This window comes from Lentzea sp. NPDC051838, assembly GCF_040681245.1.
Classification (GTDB): Bacteria; Actinomycetota; Actinomycetes; order Mycobacteriales; family Pseudonocardiaceae; genus Lentzea.
Genome location: NZ_JBFAYI010000065.1, coordinates 1 through 16,010, shown reverse-complemented (window position 1 = coordinate 16,010; position 16,010 = coordinate 1). Strand labels below are relative to the sequence as shown.

General features: G+C 67.0%; 17 protein-coding genes. 9 read left to right on the top strand and 8 right to left on the bottom strand.

Annotated features, from left to right (window positions below):
• Window positions 1–173 precede the first annotated feature (173 nt).
• On the bottom strand, window positions 174–1,820 hold the full coding sequence (locus tag AB0M24_RS47505) for a BCCT family transporter (protein ID WP_363781778.1): 1,647 nt from the start codon (window positions 1,818–1,820) through the stop codon (window positions 174–176).
• A gap of 58 nt (window positions 1,821–1,878) precedes the next feature.
• Here AB0M24_RS47505 and AB0M24_RS47500 point away from each other — a divergent pair, with 58 nt between their 5' ends.
• The 4 genes from AB0M24_RS47500 (at window position 1,879) to AB0M24_RS47485 (ending at window position 4,712) form a co-directional block, all read left to right on the top strand.
• On the top strand, window positions 1,879–2,391 hold the full coding sequence (locus tag AB0M24_RS47500; RefSeq protein WP_363781776.1) for a hypothetical protein: 513 nt from the start codon (window positions 1,879–1,881) through the stop codon (window positions 2,389–2,391).
• Between the two features lie 70 nt (window positions 2,392–2,461).
• Window positions 2,462–3,172 (top strand): YcnI family protein, encoded by a 711-nt coding sequence (locus tag AB0M24_RS47495; RefSeq protein ID WP_363781774.1) that lies wholly within the window; start codon window positions 2,462–2,464, stop codon window positions 3,170–3,172.
• On the top strand, window positions 3,169–3,696 hold the full coding sequence (locus tag AB0M24_RS47490; protein WP_363781772.1) for a copper resistance CopC family protein: 528 nt from the start codon (window positions 3,169–3,171) through the stop codon (window positions 3,694–3,696). The genes AB0M24_RS47495 and AB0M24_RS47490 overlap by 4 nt, the downstream gene beginning before the upstream one ends.
• Window positions 3,693–4,712 carry a CopD family protein gene (locus AB0M24_RS47485; RefSeq protein WP_363781770.1) on the top strand — a complete coding sequence of 340 codons (1,020 nt, stop codon included), beginning with the start codon at window positions 3,693–3,695 and terminating at the stop codon, window positions 4,710–4,712. Before AB0M24_RS47490 ends, AB0M24_RS47485 begins: the two co-directional genes overlap by 4 nt.
• On the opposite strand, the gene AB0M24_RS47480 is transcribed toward AB0M24_RS47485, so the two are convergent.
• Window positions 4,690–5,529 carry a LysR family transcriptional regulator gene (locus AB0M24_RS47480; protein ID WP_363781768.1) on the bottom strand — a complete coding sequence of 280 codons (840 nt, stop codon included), beginning with the start codon at window positions 5,527–5,529 and terminating at the stop codon, window positions 4,690–4,692. The genes AB0M24_RS47485 and AB0M24_RS47480 overlap by 23 nt on opposite strands.
• 87 nt (window positions 5,530–5,616) lie before the next feature.
• Here AB0M24_RS47480 and AB0M24_RS47475 point away from each other — a divergent pair, with 87 nt between their 5' ends.
• Window positions 5,617–6,327 (top strand): SDR family oxidoreductase, encoded by a 711-nt coding sequence (locus AB0M24_RS47475; RefSeq protein WP_363781766.1) that lies wholly within the window; start codon window positions 5,617–5,619, stop codon window positions 6,325–6,327.
• Between the two features lie 91 nt (window positions 6,328–6,418).
• Here AB0M24_RS47475 and AB0M24_RS47470 read toward each other — a convergent pair whose 3' ends face one another.
• Window positions 6,419–6,700 (bottom strand): hypothetical protein, encoded by a 282-nt coding sequence (locus AB0M24_RS47470; RefSeq protein ID WP_363781764.1) that lies wholly within the window; start codon window positions 6,698–6,700, stop codon window positions 6,419–6,421.
• Window positions 6,701–6,853: 153 nt separating this feature from the next.
• Window positions 6,854–8,239: a helix-turn-helix transcriptional regulator gene (locus AB0M24_RS47465; protein WP_363781762.1), complete on the bottom strand. Its 1,386-nt coding sequence runs from the start codon at window positions 8,237–8,239 to the stop codon at window positions 6,854–6,856.
• A gap of 246 nt (window positions 8,240–8,485) precedes the next feature.
• Here AB0M24_RS47465 and AB0M24_RS47460 point away from each other — a divergent pair, with 246 nt between their 5' ends.
• Both AB0M24_RS47460 and AB0M24_RS47455 read left to right on the top strand, forming a co-directional pair.
• Window positions 8,486–8,719 carry a hypothetical protein gene (locus AB0M24_RS47460; protein WP_045313063.1) on the top strand — a complete coding sequence of 78 codons (234 nt, stop codon included), beginning with the start codon at window positions 8,486–8,488 and terminating at the stop codon, window positions 8,717–8,719.
• A gap of 13 nt (window positions 8,720–8,732) precedes the next feature.
• Window positions 8,733–9,092 carry a hypothetical protein gene (locus AB0M24_RS47455; RefSeq protein ID WP_035909125.1) on the top strand — a complete coding sequence of 120 codons (360 nt, stop codon included), beginning with the start codon at window positions 8,733–8,735 and terminating at the stop codon, window positions 9,090–9,092.
• Window positions 9,093–9,340: 248 nt separating this feature from the next.
• On the opposite strand, the gene AB0M24_RS47450 is transcribed toward AB0M24_RS47455, so the two are convergent.
• From AB0M24_RS47450 to AB0M24_RS47440, 3 genes are read right to left on the bottom strand one after another with little or no spacing between them, the layout of a single operon-like run.
• The gene (locus AB0M24_RS47450; RefSeq protein ID WP_363781759.1) at window positions 9,341–10,120 is read right to left on the bottom strand and encodes an SDR family NAD(P)-dependent oxidoreductase; all 780 of its coding nucleotides are present in this window, start codon (window positions 10,118–10,120) and stop codon (window positions 9,341–9,343) included.
• Window positions 10,120–11,280, bottom strand: coding sequence for an MFS transporter (locus AB0M24_RS47445; protein ID WP_363781780.1), 1,161 nt, complete (start codon window positions 11,278–11,280; stop codon window positions 10,120–10,122). The genes AB0M24_RS47450 and AB0M24_RS47445 overlap by 1 nt, the downstream gene beginning before the upstream one ends.
• 40 nt (window positions 11,281–11,320) lie before the next feature.
• On the bottom strand, window positions 11,321–12,568 hold the full coding sequence (locus AB0M24_RS47440) for a GH1 family beta-glucosidase (protein WP_363781757.1): 1,248 nt from the start codon (window positions 12,566–12,568) through the stop codon (window positions 11,321–11,323).
• A 112-nt stretch (window positions 12,569–12,680) separates the two neighbouring features.
• Here AB0M24_RS47440 and AB0M24_RS47435 point away from each other — a divergent pair, with 112 nt between their 5' ends.
• Window positions 12,681–13,295 (top strand): TetR/AcrR family transcriptional regulator, encoded by a 615-nt coding sequence (locus AB0M24_RS47435; RefSeq protein WP_363781755.1) that lies wholly within the window; start codon window positions 12,681–12,683, stop codon window positions 13,293–13,295.
• On the opposite strand, the gene AB0M24_RS47430 is transcribed toward AB0M24_RS47435, so the two are convergent.
• On the bottom strand, window positions 13,292–14,473 hold the full coding sequence (locus tag AB0M24_RS47430; protein ID WP_363781753.1) for an amino acid deaminase/aldolase: 1,182 nt from the start codon (window positions 14,471–14,473) through the stop codon (window positions 13,292–13,294). The genes AB0M24_RS47435 and AB0M24_RS47430 overlap by 4 nt on opposite strands.
• A gap of 87 nt (window positions 14,474–14,560) precedes the next feature.
• Between AB0M24_RS47430 and AB0M24_RS47425 the strand changes: the two genes are divergently transcribed.
• Window positions 14,561–15,844 (top strand): D-arabinono-1,4-lactone oxidase, encoded by a 1,284-nt coding sequence (locus AB0M24_RS47425; protein WP_363781751.1) that lies wholly within the window; start codon window positions 14,561–14,563, stop codon window positions 15,842–15,844.
• The last annotated feature ends 166 nt before the right edge of the window (window positions 15,845–16,010 follow it).

Below are 16,010 nucleotides of genomic sequence, written 5' to 3'. Positions count from 1 at the left end.
CAAGCCGCCCAAAGCAACAGGCGTGCCATCAACCCACCCACGGCGCTGGTGGGTCTTTGATCAGATTGGCGGGGTCTGGGGCAGAGCTCCCAGAAAGCAACCGGAACACACGCCCGCAACAAGACCACCTACGGACACAAAACCGGAACCCGCCAGCCCAACCGGGGGACGGCCTACGAAACAGGTGCGCGCGCCGAAGGTGCCTTCCCGGTCACCTCAGCCACAGCAGCAACCGCAGCCTCCTCAACCACCTGCCCAGGATCAAGGTGAGCGGTGACCTCCTCCATGACCTCAGCCACCCTCTCCTCCCGCCGAATCATCGGATCCGTCCGCAAATCCCGAGCCAACGAAACACACAACCCAACCATCACAACCATGAACGGCAACGCAGCAATGATCGTCAAATTCTGCAGCCCTGTAAGGGCATTCGACCCACCAACCAGCAACATCACAGCAGCAACGGCACCGGTCAACACACCCCAGAAGATCACAACCGGCTTCCGAGGTCGAATAGACCCTTCCTGCGACAGCGTCCCCATGACGATAGAAGCCGCATCAGCCCCAGAAACAAAGAAGATCGCCACCAACACCATGACGATCACCCCAGCCACCGCAGCCAACGGAAACTGATCAAGCAACGCAAAAAACTGCGACTCAGGCGTAGCCTGCCCAGCCAAATCCACACCAGACCGCTGCTCAAATATCGCAGTCCCACCAAAGATCGCGAACCAAACCAACGACACAGCAGACGGCACCAAGATCACACCGGCAACGAACTGCTTGATCGTCCGCCCACGAGAAATCCGAGCAATGAACATCCCAACGAACGGCGTCCAAGAAATCCACCACGCCCAGTAGAAGATCGTCCACCCGGACAGCCAGGTCTCCGTGGCATCCCCACCGGAAGCAGCAGTCCGCCCAGCCATAGCGGCCAGCTCACGGAAGTAGTCCCCAAGAGCAGTGGGCAGCAGGTTCAGGATGAACACAGTCGGCCCGACGACGAACACGAACAGCGCCAGCACGATCGCCAACACCATGTTGATGTTCGACAGCCACTGAATCCCGCGAGCCACCCCCGACACCGCAGACGCGACGAACGCCAACGTCAGCACAGCGATGATCGCGACCAGAACACCCTTGCCGACCTCACCGGCCCACCCGGCAGCCTGCATCCCGGACCCGATCTGCAGCGCCCCGAGCCCCAGAGAAGCAGCCGACCCGAACAGCGTCGCAAAGATCGCCATGACGTCGATCGCACGCCCCCACCCGGAAGCCGCCCGACGCCCGAGCAACGGCGCAAACGCGGAGCTGATCAGCGAAGACCGCCCCCGCCGAAAGCTGCTGTAGGCGATCGCAATCCCGACAATCGCGTAGATCGCCCACGGGTGAAGCGTCCAGTGGAACAACGTGGTCGCCATCGCGGTCTCAAGCGGATCGCCGTCAGACCCCGGCGGCGGCTTCACGAAGTGCGACAGAGGCTCGTTCACGCCGTAGAACATCAGCCCGATCCCCATGCCGGCGCTGAACATCATCGCGACCCACGACACGGTTTTGAACTCGGGTTTCTCGTCGTCCTGGCCGAGCGGGATCTTCCCGTAGCGGCTGAACGCGAGCCACAGCGCGAACACGACGAACCCCGAGGCGGTGATCACGAACGCCCATCCCAGATTCTGGATGATCCAGGAGAGCGCTGTCTTGGAGGCGGCTGCCAACGAGTCTGTACCGACGATTCCCCAGGTCACGAACGCAAGCGTGAGACCTGCGGCAACGCCGAACACAACCCGGTCGGTACGGCCCGGCTTGTCGCATTGAACGGTCATGCGGGCCTAGTTACCCGCTCATAGACCGGGGCAAACTCCTCCGATTACCCTCACTCGCGTGAGCACACGGTCGAGTGAGTTGCGCACCCTGCGTGGTGCCGCACTTGCGCTGACCTCTGCAACGCTCACGATCGCCGCGCACGGACTGGGCGGCGGAGAGCTGTCCGAGTTCATCCACGCGTTGCCGCTCGTCGCGCTGATCGCCTTCGCGGCGTCGTCACTCGCGGACAAGCGCACCGGGAAGCTCTCGGTCATCGTGGCGCTCGGAACCGCCCAGCTGGCTCAGCACCTGCTGCTGACCTGGGTGAACCACGAGCACACGAACACGCTCACCGGGCAGATGTTCGTGGCGCACCTCGTCGCCGCGACGCTGACCGGCATCCTCCTGTTCCACGCGGAGAACGCCCTGTTCAGGCTGTTCTCCGCGGTCACGCGCCTGATCCCCCGCAGGCTCACGCCGCTGCCGGTCACCACGCCGGTGCGGACGTTCACCAGCACGCCGTACGTGCCGAACGCGCACCACACACACGTACAGCGCGCGAACGGTCTGCGCGGGCCACCCAACTCCTGATCACCCAAATCCTCAACAAACCCCTTTGGCAATCAGGAGCCACAACTTCATGTCGACAAATCGATTTGGCGTGCGCGCGCTCGCCGTTCTCGGCGTGGCCGGACTCGCCGTCCTCGGCACCCCGACCATCGCATCGGCGCACGTCAGCGCCCAGCCGACCGAGTTCACCCAGGGCGGCCGCGCCACGTTCGCGTTCCGCGTCCCGAACGAGCGGGACAACGCCGGCACCACCAAGATCGAGGTGACGCTGCCGAAGGACACCCCGCTCACGTCGGTGCGCACCAAGCCGCTGGCCGGCTGGAAGGCCGAGGCCGTCAAGGGCAAGCTCGACAAGCCCGTGACGATCGCCGGCAAGGAGGTCACCGAGGCGTTCACGACGATCACCTGGACCGCCGACCCCGGCGTGAAGATCGGGATCAACGAGTACCAGGAGTTCTTCGTCGCGCTCGGCACCCTGCCCGAGGGCAAGGACAAGCTCGAACTGCCGACCAAGCAGACCTACGAGAACGGCGAGGTCGTGGACTGGTCGCAGTCGACCGGCGCCGACGGCAAGGAGCCGGAGCACCCGGCCCCCGCGCTGAAGCTCGCCCCGAAGAAGGCCGCTGACGACGGCCACGGCGGCCACGGCACGGCGACCGCCTCCACCACCGAGGAGACGCACGAGGCGTCCGTCGGCTCCGACAAGACCGCCCGCTACCTCGGTGGCGCGGGTCTGGCCGTCGGCGCGCTCGGCCTGGGCTTCGGCGTCGGCGCGATCCTGCGTTCGAGGCGCAAGGCATGAAGCGCGCACTAGTCGCGTTCCTGTTCGCTGGTGCGGCCGTGCTCGCCACGGCCGCCCCCGCGGCGGCTCACAACGCGCTGATCAGCAGCGACCCGAAGGACAAGACCTCGCTGGAGGTCGGCCCGTCGACCGTCACGCTGACGTTCGACCAGGACGTGCAGGGCGGCCAGGGCATCAACGCCATCTCGGTCGTCGACGCGAGCGGTGGCCACTACGAGGTCGCGGGCGACCCGACCATCAAGGACACCGCGGTCACGCAGAAGATCGAGGCGCTCGGCAAGGCAGGGCAGTACAAGATCGGCTACCGCATCCTGTCCGCGGACGGCCACCCGGTGAACGGCGAGCTGACGTTCACGCTGACCAAGGACGGCACCGGCACGCCTCGCCAGGTCGACGCGAACACCGCGCCCGACAGCGGTTCGAGCGACGGCCTGCCCATCTGGGTGTGGATCGTCGGCGCCGTGGTGCTGCTCGGCGGCGGCGTGTTCTTCGCGCTGCGCGGTGGCGGGGGCGCGAAGGCATGAGCGACGTCCGGACCGCCGCCCCCTCCCACTACCGCGTGCTCGCCGGGCTCGTCCTCGGCGCTCTCGCGGGCATCGCGCTCGGCCTCGTGCTGGCACCACCTGTCGTGGTCGCCGGGGTCGTGGACGCCGGGGCGGCGGTCCGGTACGGCCTGCCGGTCACGCGGGTGCTGCTCGACGTCTCGGCGACGATCGTCGTCGGGTTGTCGATCCTGCCGAAGCTGCTCGGCTTCGACCGGCCCACGCACACCGAACCGGTCATGCGCCTCGCCCGGCCCGCCGCGGTCATCGCGGCCGCGGTCTGGGTGATCACGGCGTTGTCGGCCATCGTGCTGCAGGCCGCCGAGCTGCGGCCGGGCAGCAACGTCAGCGTCGCCAACGCGATCGACTACATCAAGAACGTCGGCGCGGGAAAGGGCCTGCTGTTCAGCGCGGCCTGCGCGTTCGTCTACCTGATCATCGGTGTGATGGCCGTCCGCAGTGGCGAGTCCGTGCCCGCTGAGCTGCGAATTCTCATCTCGATGTTCGGACTGCTGCCGATTCCGGTGACCGGGCACGCCTCCAACTGGCAGTACCACGACTACTCGATGGTCTCCATGGAGCTGCACGTGCTGGGCGCCGCGGCCTGGACGGGCGGGCTCGGCGCGTTGATGGCACTGGTCGCCTACCGCAAGGGACTGCTGGCGGTCGCGCTGCCGAAGTTCTCGAAGATCGCGACGGTCAGCCTGATCGTCGTCGCCGTCACCGGCCTGTTCAACGGATCGCTGGAACTGGTCCTCAACCCCGTCGTGCCGTTCCCGCAGTCGCTGTTCACGACCGGCTACGGCTTGCTGTTCCTCGGCAAGGCGATCTGCGCCGGGCTGATCGCGGTGCTCGGCGCGCACATCCGGTGGCGGTTGCTGCCGAAGATCTCGCAGCACAAGGTCACCGCGATCGTGCAGTGGGCGATCCTGGAAGTCACGATCATGGGCGTCGCGTTCGGCCTCGCCGTGGTGCTCAGCCGTGCACCGGTGAGTTGAATCCCGTCGCGACTCTGACCAGGTCGGCCACCGCACGCGACCTGCTGTGCGGCGGCCACGCGATCACGGTCGTCACCTTCGGCGCGTCCACCACGGGGATCGCGACCAGCCCTTCGAGCAGGCCCGCGCGCACGACTTCCGGCATGACGGCGATCGCACGGCCCAGCGAGATCATCTGGAACAGCTGCGTCAGGTCGTGCACCTCCACGCCGGGGCCGTCCAAATAGCTGCCGTCGGGCTCCGGCCAGCGCGCGAGCTCCGGAAGGTCGACGTCCGCCATCCGCAACTGCCTCGCTCCGGCCAGCGGGTGCGAGCTCGACATGATCGCGAACTGGCTCTCGGTGTGCAGCGGCTCGACGTCGAGACCCGCGGTCGAGTCGTACGGCTCGTGCAGGATCGCCACGTCCGCCCGGCCGTCGAGCAGCGGTAGCCAGGTGTGGGCCTTGCACAGCAGCAGTTCCACGGCGAGGGCGCCGGGTTCGGCGGCATAGGCGTCGAGCAGCTTCGCCAGCAGCTCGCTGGACCCACCTGCTTTGGCAGCCAGCACCAGCGCAGGCCGGTCGACGTGCCGGGTGCGCCTCTCGGCCGCGGTGATCGCACCGAGGATCGCTCTCGCCTCTGCCAGCAGCACCGCGCCCGCCTCGGTGAGCGCGACCTTGCGGCTGGTGCGGGTCAGCAACGCGATGCCGAGCCGGTGTTCGAGCTGCGCGATCGTCCGCGAGAGCGGTGGCTGGGCGATGCCGAGCCGATCGGCGGCACGGCCGAAGTGGAGCTCCTCGGCGACCGCGACGAAGTATCGAAGCTCTCTGGTCTCCACGCGTCCACGCTATCGATACCGGCCGGGTATCACTGCCAGACCGAAGTGATGTTGGTTCCAAAGACGCCGACGACCACGATCAAATGCATGAGCGAACAGACGATTGCGCTGGTCACCGGCGCGAACAAGGGCATCGGCTACGAGATCGCGGCCGGCCTCGGGATGACCGTGGGAGTCGGTGCGAGAGATGCCGGGCGCGGCGAGGAAGCGGCAGCGAAACTGCGGGCGAACGGCGTCGACGCGTTCGCCGTGCCGTTGGACGTGACCGACGACGAGAGCGTCAAGGCGGCAGCAGCACTGTTCGAGGAACGGTTCGGCCGCCTCGACGTGCTGGTCAACAACGCGGCGATCGCCGGCGTCTGGCCCGCGGCGCCGTCCGCCGCCACACCGGAGAGCCTGCGGGAGGTGCTGGAGACCAACGTGGTCGGCGTCGTCCGCGTCACCAACGCGATGCTGCCGTTGCTGGCCCGGTCCGCCCGACCGCGAATCGTCAACCAGTCGAGCCACCTCGCGTCACTGACGCTGCAGACCACGCCAGAGGTGGAGTTCGGCGAGGTCAACGGGACCTACACGCCGTCGAAGACGTTCCTGAACGCGCTCACCGTCCAGTACGCCAAGGAGCTTCCGCACATCAAGATCAATATCGCCTGCCCCGGCTACGTGGCAACAGACCTCAACGGTTTCCAGGGGAGGGACACGCCCGCGGACGGTGCCAGGATCGCGATCAGGCTGGCCACCCTGCCCGACGACGGCCCGACCGGAGGCCTGTTCGACCACGACGGACCGGTGCCCTGGTGATTGTTCAACGTGAAACATCCACGATTTCGCGCCTGATCCGCCCGGCCTCGGTGAGTGGTCCGATCGGCGCGACGAGCTGCGCACGAATGGACTAGTCGGTGATCAGTCGAGCCGAAGATTCCTCACGCATGCGCGCCAGCCGGTTCATCGTCTTCTGGCCGCGGCGGTCCAGCTCGCGGCTGTCGATCCAGCCGTTCGCGTAGTAGCGGTAGTCCTGGGCGAGGGCCACCAGTTCGGCGAGGTAGTCGGCTGACCTGCGCCGTCGCTCCTCGTCGAACGCCGCCAGCAGCGGCAGCTGGGTGTCCACCACCTCGTCGAGCAACTGCGCGGACCGCAGCGCTCTCTTGGAACGCCACCTCCGTGTAAGGCTCACGCGCCGCACCTCGTCCTTCGCCCCGACCTGCCGCACCCTAGGCGTGGATTTCTCGCCCGTCGATGCTGCATTCGTGGGAGAAGGCTCTGGCGTTACCGGTTCGTGTCCCACACCATCCGAAAGTGGTGCTATGCGGTCCAAACGAGATGGGACTCAGGCGGCCGACTCGGTGCCGGTGAAGCGGGCGACGCGGTCCGCGAGCTCGCGGGCCTCGGGGTTGTTGCGGCGCTTCTCGGCCTCCTGGCGAAGCGGCTCCATGCGCTGCTTCGTGCGCACCGACTTGAGGGATTCCGACAGGTCGACGGCCTGGCGACCGATCTTGGCGCCGTGGTCGATGTCGCCCTCGAGCAGGTGGTTGATCGCCATCGAGGTCAGGTTGAACGAGCGGCTGCGCGCGTACTCGTCACCGAAGTTGTTGATCGCCTTGGACAGCGCCGGGATGGCCGTCCGCGTGTACTTGGCGTCCACCGTCTGTGCCAGCTCCGTGTGCACCGTGCCGATCATGGACGAGAGGTCGATCTCGTTGAAGAACTTGGCCCAGGCGGGGGCTTCGGCGACGTTCGCGCGGGAGAACTCGTCGCGCGCACGGCCGAGCAGCTTCAAAGCCTGCTCGTCGGAACCCATCTTCGCGTAGGCCCAGGCCTCGTTCGCGCACAGGATGCCCACGGCCAGTTCGGAACCCGAGTTCTGCGCGGCCAGCTGACCCAGCTGGAACACCTTCAGCGCGTCGTCGGGGGCGTTCTGGTGCAAGTAGACGCGACCCATGCGGTACAGGATGTTCGCCATCAGCGCCTCGTTCTCGCCCTGCTTGGCGAGGTCGAGCGCCTGACCGAAGTGGTTGCGGGCCGAGTCCATCAGGCCCGTGTCGAACGACGTCCAGCCGGCGAGGTTGTGCAGGTCGGCCAGAGCGACGTAGAGCCGCTGGCGAACCACGTCCGTGCTGCTCGCACCGAGCATCTGCTGTCCCCAGGACAGCTGGGCGACCACCGCGTCGCGGCAGGAACCGCCGCCGTACTGGTAGTCCAGGGCACGCAGAGCCCGCGTCGCCGCTTCGACCTGGCGCACATCGGTCATGCCGATGCGTCCCGGAGCCGGAGTCTGTGTGGGGTGTGAAACCCACGACCCGGAGTCCGCTCCGAACACGGCCGCGCCCACTGTCACGGCGGCGGCGTGCGCGAGGAACTTCCGACGCTTCACCGACTCGTCCTCCTCAGGATGGGGTGAGTCCGCGGTTGCGGCCACCCTCACTGCCGTTGTCTCGTCATAGGCGAGACCCATGTATCCACGTGGGACACCCAAGCCAACGGCGATCCGGGTAAGGACGTCATAAGCCATCACCTGGCGTCCCTTGAGGATCTCCGAGACTTCGGACTGCGACTGCCCAGTGAGCGCCGCGATCTGGCGCTGGGACACGCCGTGCCGTCGGAGCAGCCGGTAGACCGAGCTGATCTCTCGTCGGGCCAGTGCGTCCCGCATCTCCTGCTGGTCCCACACCTCGGCGGGGATCGGAGAAGAGCCCTGGGAACTCATGGTGTTCATCGCGCACCCTCACAGTCCGTTGGGCGTCATCGGCAGACTAGGGGCAGGTCCCCGAGTCGAGAAGTCCTCTTCGGCGGAGCTGATCGGCCCTACCGAACACCGCCTACCGCTCACCGTAAGACTTCCACCGGTGGGCGCTGTGACGTCCCGTTCCGGCATGAATCATCGCAATCTAGATTCCGGTAAGCGAGTGAGCACGGAGAGGAACGACCGATAGTGGACAGCTCCTCCCCTGGCTCCACCTCCATTGTGGAGACGGGTGACACCGAATCCACATGGCGCGGCACGACCGGGCAGCGTCGGACGTGGCAGATCAGCTGCGGCGACGTGGTCGACCGGGACCGCCAGCTCACCGTGAAGGTCGTTCAGGGCCAAGTGGTTCTGGTCGGACCTCCCGGGGAGACGGCAGTCTTGTCCCACGACCAGCTCGTACAGCTCAGGGCCGCGCTACGCGAAGCCGCCGACCAGGCGGAAAGGTGACGGTGACGTTTCGATGGACGCGATCCTCGGACAGGTTCTTCGCAACGCTGTGTGGGAACGCCTCGACCTGCTCACGGAGCTGGCGAGTCGCGCGGACGCACCGTCCCTCCTGTCGGTGGCTCGATCCGAGCTCCCTCGGCTGACCGAGGGATGGCGTGCTCTGCTGGCAGCGCACGAGCCGGACGAGAAGGGCAACTGCCCTGAGTGCTCCGGCCGTTGGCGTCAGCAGAAGTCACCTTGCTCGGTGTGGCGCGCCGCGTACGAACACCTGGTTGCGGGCGGACTCGCCCCGCGCCCGGCTCGCCACCTGCGCGAGGCTCCGGTGACCCCTCCTGTCACCAGAACCCGTCGCGCGGTGGCTCGAGCCCACTAACGGGCCTTTGCGACTGACCTGGCGTCCCCCCGACACGACCAGGTCTGCAAACGGCCTACTGACCGGTGGTCCGCGATGTGCGAACCCCCGACCGCGACATCGCGGACCCCGGTCAGCTCAACAACTCCACAGATTCCCGCGGGCCGGTGACGTGCACCTACCCTCCCCGACCGTCGTCGGCCCGCGGTCACCAACCACGGCCCCTTGTCTGCACCTCCCGCGCAGATGAGGGGCCGTTTTCACGTGTTCTAGCGGTGCGTGCCGGTCTTCCAGGTCAGGTACGAGGTCAGGCCGGGGAACAGCCGGCCGGAGAGCTCGAACGCCTTGAGCTGCCACGGGAACAGGTGCTCGGCGCGTTCCTTCTCCACCGCGTCGACGATCGTCTTCGCGCACTGCTCCGGCGTGACGGTGGGAATCAGCTTCGCGATCGCCGGGATCCGTTCCTCGGCACCGGGGTTGTTGTTGAAGTACTCGCTGGAGACCTTGCCGGGGATCACCTCGCTGATCCCGACGCCGGTTCCGCGCAGGTCAAGCCTCAGTGACGCGGTCAGACCCCGCAGCGCCCACCGCGACGACTGGTAGCCGACGCAGCCGGGAATCGGCAGTCGCGACACCGGTGAGTTGACGTTGACGATCCAGCCGGAGCCCCTGGAACGCATGGCGCCCAAGTACTCCCTGGTCAGGAGCAACGCGGCCAGGTACGGCACCGCGGTCATCGTCTGCAGCTCGTCGGCGGACGTGTCGTCGAGGAACAGCCAGCGGCCGACGCCCGCGTTGTTGACCAGCACATCAGGTGCGGGAACGCTCTCGGCGAGCGCGTGGATCTCCGCGGCGTCCGACAAATCCGCCACGTGAGCGGTCGCCGAGCCGCCGAACTCCTTGATCCGTTTGACCTGTAGATCGAGCAGTTCGGCGCTCCGGGCCACAAGGTGGACGTGGGCGCCGCGGCCGGCGAACCGGAACGCGGCCTCCGCGCCGATTCCCTGGGACGCGCCCGTGACCAGAACCGTCTTGCCCGAGACCCGCATCAGACCACCGATCGCACTCGACTCATCAACACCGCCGCCAGCGTCGTCGCCAGCGCCGAGACCGCGAACAGGCCGCGGTAGCCACCCAGGTTGGCCAAGATCAACGCGGTCAGCAAGGGGGCGACGACCTGCGGCAACGCGTTGGCGACGTTCAGCACGCCCAGATCCTTGGCCCGATCGGACGCGGCCGGCAGCACCTGCGTGAGCAGCGCGATCGCGACGGCCCAGTAGATGCCGAACCCGACGCCGAGCAACGGAGCGGCGACCAGCACGGCGGCCCAGGTCGGCCAGATGACCAACAACAACGCCGCGAGCGCCATCACGGCCGCGGCGCCGTAGACATACGGCTTCCGGCGCCCAGAACGATCACTCCGTGCGCCGAACAGCACCGCTCCTGCGGCGAGTGCCACCCCGTAGAGCGCCATGAGCACCAGCAGACCGTCCTCCGGCGACGGGTGGTGGACCACGTCGCCGAGGAAGTAGAGGAGGTAGAGCGTCCCGAACGCGTTGCCGAGGTTGATCATCAGGTGACCGCCCCAGGCCCAGGCGAAGTCCGGGTGTTCGCGCGGCGAGATCCAGAACGTCGGCTTGACCGGCTTGATGATCAGCTGCGTGTCCGGGGTCCTCAGCACGAAGAAGATCGCGCCCGCCAGCACGATGACCGCGCACGCCAGGTAGCCGGCGGGCAGTCCGCTGACCAGCAACGTCACCACGACCGCACCCAGCACCGTGCCGAGCATCTGGCTGATGCCGATGAGCCCGCCGACCTGCGCCCGTTGCTCGACGGGCACCCGGTCCGGCACCGCGGAGGTCAGCGCGGCGAGCATGCCGCCGATCCCCGCCTGCACCAGGCACCAGCCGATGGTCATCACGACGACCGACGGCGCGTTGGCCAGCACCGCGAGACCGATGGCGCCGAAGATCGCGCCGCCGAGGGTCCACGGGTGGCGCCGGCCGAACCTCGAGGTCGTGCGGTCGGACAGGAAGCCGATCAACGGCACCACGACCAGCGACACCAGGCCGCCGAAGCCGGTGACGATGCCGAACACGAGCTCCTTGTTCGCCTTGTTCAGCAGCTCGGCCTGCTGCGGCAACAACACCTGGATCGGTGCGTAGACCGCGAGCCACAGCCCCAGGTTCGCGAAGAACAACCACGCCATCCACCCGCGGCGGACGCGCACGACCGGTTCAGCCAGTGCCTCACTCACCACTGATCACCTTTCTGTACCAGTGGAACGAGTCGCGCGGCGTGCGGCGCTGGGTCTCGTAGTCGACGTGGACCAGGCCGAACCGCTGCGAATATCCGGCCTCCCACTCGAAGTTGTCCATCAGCGACCACACGAAGTACCCGGAGACGTCGGCTGCCTGCGCGGCCTTGAGGTGTCCGTCGAGGTAGGAGATCCGCTCCGCGTCGTTGATCTCGTGCGGGAAGCTGCAGCCGCTCTCGGTGACGTGCACCGGAGGCAGGTTCGGGTGCCGTTCGCGCAGCTTCGTGATCATCTCGGTGAGGCCTTCGGGCACGATCGGCCAGCCGAAGCCGGTGCGCGGGTACTCGTCGATCTCCGCGAGTTCGAACGGCAGCGGGTTGCCCTCGGACGGCGACTTCAACCGCGTCGGGTTGTAGTAGTTCACGCCGTAGAAGTCGAGCGGCTGGTGAATCGTGGCCAGGTCACCAGCGGCGATAGGAAGAAGATCAGCGACTGCGTCGGGATATCGGCCCGACAGCATGGGATCCGCGTAGATCCAGTTGTGGATTTCGCTGTAGGCCTCGGCAGCTGCTAGGTCGTTCGGAGTAGCGGGCCAGGCCGGCGTGTGGTTGTTCGCCGTGCCGACAGCGTTCGCGTTGTACGAGCGGAGGACTTCGACCGAACGTCCGTGAGCGAGGTTCAGGTGGTGGGCGGTCGGCAACGCGTCGAAGAGCAACGTCTTGCCAGGGGCGTGCTCACCGATCGCATAGCCCTGCAACGTCACCATCGCGGGCTCGTTGATCGGGATCCACAGCTTCACGCGATCGGCCAGCCGGTCCGCGACCAGCGCCGTGTAGTCGGCGAAGCGGTCGGCCATGTCCCGGTTCAGCCACCCGCCCTCGGCTTCCAGCTCGAGCGGCGTGTCCCAGTGGTACAACGTGACCACGGGGGCGATACCGACGTCGACGAGCGCGTCGACCAGGCGGTCGTAGAAGTCGAGGCCCTCGGAGTTGACCGGGCCCTTGCCGGTGGGCTGGATGCGCGGCCACGCGATCGAGAACCGATACGCGTTCACGCCGAGCTGCGTCATGAGCGCAACGTCCTCGCGCCACCGGTGGTAATGATCGCAAGCAACGCCGGCGTCGTCGTTGTCGTGTACGGGAGTGAACTCGTCCCACACGGAGGGACCCCGGCCGCCTGCCTTGAACGCGCCCTCGATCTGGAACGCGGACGTCGACACTCCCCAGAGGAAGTCGCTCATCGATCCTCCAAATGTGAAACTTGTTCGGATCGTAGGCGTGTTGACAGGTTCAGGGAAGTGAAAGAGCCGTACAACAGGCAAGATGGAAGTACCCGAACTACTGGGAGTCGCCGTGACGAGCACCACCCCGCTCCGCCGTCAGCCCGTCCAGCAGCGCAGCGCCAAACGAGTAGAGCGAATGCTCGAGGCCTGCGCGACTCTCATCGACGAGGTGGGCTACGACGGCGTCACCACCACGTTGATCGCGGAGAGAGCGGGCGTCGCCGTAGGTTCGCTGTACCAGTTCTTCCCGGACAAGAGAGCCGTCGTGCAGGCGCTGACCCTGCGCAACGTCGACAGGTTCTCCCAGGGCATCACCGAGCGGCTCGAGCAGGCGACGCTCGAGCACTGGTGGGACGCCGTGGACACGGTGTTCGACGTCTACGTGACGATGCACCGCGAGATCCCCGCGTTCGGGAAGCTGCACTTCGGTGACGTCGTGGACATGCGGCTGCTCGACGACCGCCGCGACAACAACGCCGTCATCTCCGACAAGATCTCGGAGCTCATCTCCGGCAAGTTCGGAATTCCGATGGGCGAGGTCGGGCTGCCGATCGCGATCGCCGTCGAGGCAGCCGACGCCGTGCTGAAGATGGCGTTCCGCAACAGCACGGTCGGCGACCCTGCGATCCTGGTCGAGGCGAAGGCGCTGGTCAGGGGCTACCTGTCGTCGCGCCTGCCGGCCTAGCCGAAGTTCCGGCGCTCGCCGCGGTACGTCGGGACCGTGCGTTCGATGCGGTCCCCATGCACCAGGTGCACCTCGTCGAACCGCTCGAACAGCTCGCCCGCCTTGGCGTGCCGCATCCAGACCCGGTCACCGATCTTGAGGTGCTCCGCCGCCTTGCCGGTGACCGGCGTCTGCACCTCGCCCGCGCCCTCGAGTCCCAAGGTCGTCAGCCCTTCCGGCAGGTACGGCGAAGGCTGGCGATCGGGCGTCGCCGTGCCGGACGCGATGTACCCGCCGGCGAACAGCGTGGCGATCCGCTTGGTCGGCTTGCGCACGACGGACAGCGCGAACAAAGCAGCGGGTTCCGGCTTGAAGGCCTGGTAGGCGTCGAAGAGCGTCGGGGCGAACAGCCCACTGCCCGCCGCGAGCTCGGTGACGGACGGGTCCGACCCGGTCAGCTCCAGGCTGCCAGTACCGCCGCCGTTGACGAACTCCAGGTCCGCGACCTGTCGCACCGCGTTGACCACGGCCGTCCGGCGGTGGATCAGCTCCGGCCCGGAGCGCGCCTGGATGAACCTGATCCCGAGCGCACGCAGCGGCTGACCAGGCGGGTTGTCACCCAGTCCGGCGATCTGCCCCTCGTACGCCATGACCCCGACGAGCTTGAAGCCGCTGCGTCGCACGATCTTGGCGGCGAGCGCGGCAGCCTGAACCGGCGTGTGGATCGACGAACGGCGCGGCCCGATGTGCACGCCGGGCAACGGCCGCCACGACACGTCGAGCTCCAGGCACACCCGGATGTCCGAGTGCGGCCCGATCGCGGCGTCCACGAAGTCCAGGTGCTCGGTAGAGTCGACCATGATCGTGACGCGCTGACGTGCGGTTTCGTTGGCCGCGAGCTTCTGCAACGACGCGCGGTCGGCGGTCGGGTAAGCCACCAGCAGGTCGTCGCTGACGTTCTGCTCCGACAACCACAACGCCTCGGCCAGCGAGTAGCACATGACCCCGTGGTAGCCGGGCCGTTCGAGCGCCCGGCTCACCAGGTCGCGCACCCGAATCGACTTGCTCGCCACCCGGATCGGATGACCGGCAGCGCGACGGGCGAGGTCCGCCGCGTTGTGGTCGAAGGCATCCAGGTCGACGATCGCGAACGGAGGATCCAGATCCTTCGTCGCGGCATCGAGTCGGTTTCTGCGCATGGCACTGACGGTACGTCGTGAACCCTTGAAACGTGAAGAGCTTTCACTTACGTTACTCGCAGGTCACACTCTCTCGTGGAGGTCCGTGTGTGGACGAACTGGGCTAGAACTGCTTCGTGCACGCCGACGCGCGTCGTCCACCCGTCGTCCACCGACGAGATCGCAGCAGCGGTCACCTCAGGAAGCCGTGTCCGCGCGCGGGGCAGCGGTCACTCGTTCAACGACATCGCGGTAGCGCCGGAAACAGCGCTGGACCTGGACCGTTGGACGGGAATCGTGCGCGCGGACACGGAATCCGGCCTGGTGACCGTACGCTCCGGCACCCCCTTGCGCGCCTTCAACGCCGACCTCCACCGCCTGGGCCTGGCAATGCCGAACCTCGGCGACATCGACGCCCAAACCGTCGCAGGCGCAGTCAGCACCTCAACCCACGGCACCGGCGCCAAACTGGGCGTACTAGCCACAGCGATCGCCTCCCTCGAACTAGTCCTCGCCGACGGCTCGGTGGTCACCTGCTCCCGCTCAGAACGCCCCGACCTCTTCAACGCGGCCCGCGTAGGCCTGGGCGCCCTGGGCATCATCAGCACGATCACCCTCCAATGCGTCCCGTCGTTCGTGCTGCAAGCCTCCGAAGCCCCAGGCCGCCTCGACGACGTCCTCGAGCGCTTCGACGACCTCTGCGCCGTCGAGGACCACGTCGAGTTCCACTGGTTCACCCACTCGGACCGCGTGATCCTCAAGCGCAACAACAGGATCACCGACCCCGCGAAGCCGCTCTCCAAGCTCCGGCAGGCGTGGGAGTACGAGGTAATGGAGAACACCGCGTTCGGCGCGGTGTGCAAAGTGGCCAAGACCTTCCCGCGCTACACCAAGAGCCTCAACGAACTCTGCGGCTCCCTGATCTCCGAGCGCTCCTACTCCGACTACTCGCACAACGTCTTCGTGACGCCCCGGCGAGTGAAGTTCGTGGAGACCGAGTTCTCGATCCCACGCGAAACCCTGATGGACGTGATCGGCGAACTCCGCGCCGTCGCCAACAAACTGGGCGAGCGCGACCACCTGATCGTCCCCTGCGAAGTACGCGTGGCCCAGGCAGACGACATCTGGCTCTCCACGGCAAGCGGCCGAGACACCGCCTACATCTCCATGCACCAAGCCCTGGGCATGCAGTACAAGGCCTTCTTCGACGCCTACGCCAGCATCGCCGCAAACGTGGGCGGCCGCCCGCACTGGGGCAAGATGCATGACCTGACCGCAGACCAACTGCGCCCGCTGTACCCGCACTTCGACGACTTCCTGCGAGTGCGCAACGAGGTAGACCCCACCCGCACCTTCACAAACCAGTACCTGGACCGGGTGCTGGGAGCCTGATCAGCGAAGCCGAAGGCGAGCACTGGCAAAGCCGAAGGCGAGCTGCTTTGGGCGAAGGCGAAGCCGAGCTAGGCGATGCCGAAGGCGAGCTTGCTTTTCCGTGCGCTCCGGCGGGCCCCGTCACGAGTCGTGCCTGATCGTTGGCCGCAGCCGAGGGGTTGGGTCA

Bases quoted from the DNA above. Each gene is read 5' to 3' on its own strand.
- AB0M24_RS47505 (WP_363781778.1), bottom strand. From the start codon at position 1,820: ATGACCGTTCAATGCGACAAGCCGGGCCGTACCGACCGGGTTGTGTTC.
- AB0M24_RS47490 (WP_363781772.1), top strand. From the start codon at position 3,169: ATGAAGCGCGCACTAGTCGCGTTCCTGTTCGCTGGTGCGGCCGTGCTC.
- AB0M24_RS47485 (WP_363781770.1), top strand. From the start codon at position 3,693: ATGAGCGACGTCCGGACCGCCGCCCCCTCCCACTACCGCGTGCTCGCC.
- AB0M24_RS47475 (WP_363781766.1), top strand. From the start codon at position 5,617: ATGAGCGAACAGACGATTGCGCTGGTCACCGGCGCGAACAAGGGCATC.
- AB0M24_RS47465 (WP_363781762.1), bottom strand. From the start codon at position 8,239: ATGAACACCATGAGTTCCCAGGGCTCTTCTCCGATCCCCGCCGAGGTG.
- AB0M24_RS47455 (WP_035909125.1), top strand. From the start codon at position 8,733: ATGGACGCGATCCTCGGACAGGTTCTTCGCAACGCTGTGTGGGAACGC.
- AB0M24_RS47450 (WP_363781759.1), bottom strand. From the start codon at position 10,120: ATGCGGGTCTCGGGCAAGACGGTTCTGGTCACGGGCGCGTCCCAGGGA.
- AB0M24_RS47445 (WP_363781780.1), bottom strand. From the start codon at position 11,280: ATGGCGTGGTTGTTCTTCGCGAACCTGGGGCTGTGGCTCGCGGTCTAC.
- AB0M24_RS47440 (WP_363781757.1), bottom strand. From the start codon at position 12,568: ATGAGCGACTTCCTCTGGGGAGTGTCGACGTCCGCGTTCCAGATCGAG.
- AB0M24_RS47430 (WP_363781753.1), bottom strand. From the start codon at position 14,473: ATGCGCAGAAACCGACTCGATGCCGCGACGAAGGATCTGGATCCTCCG.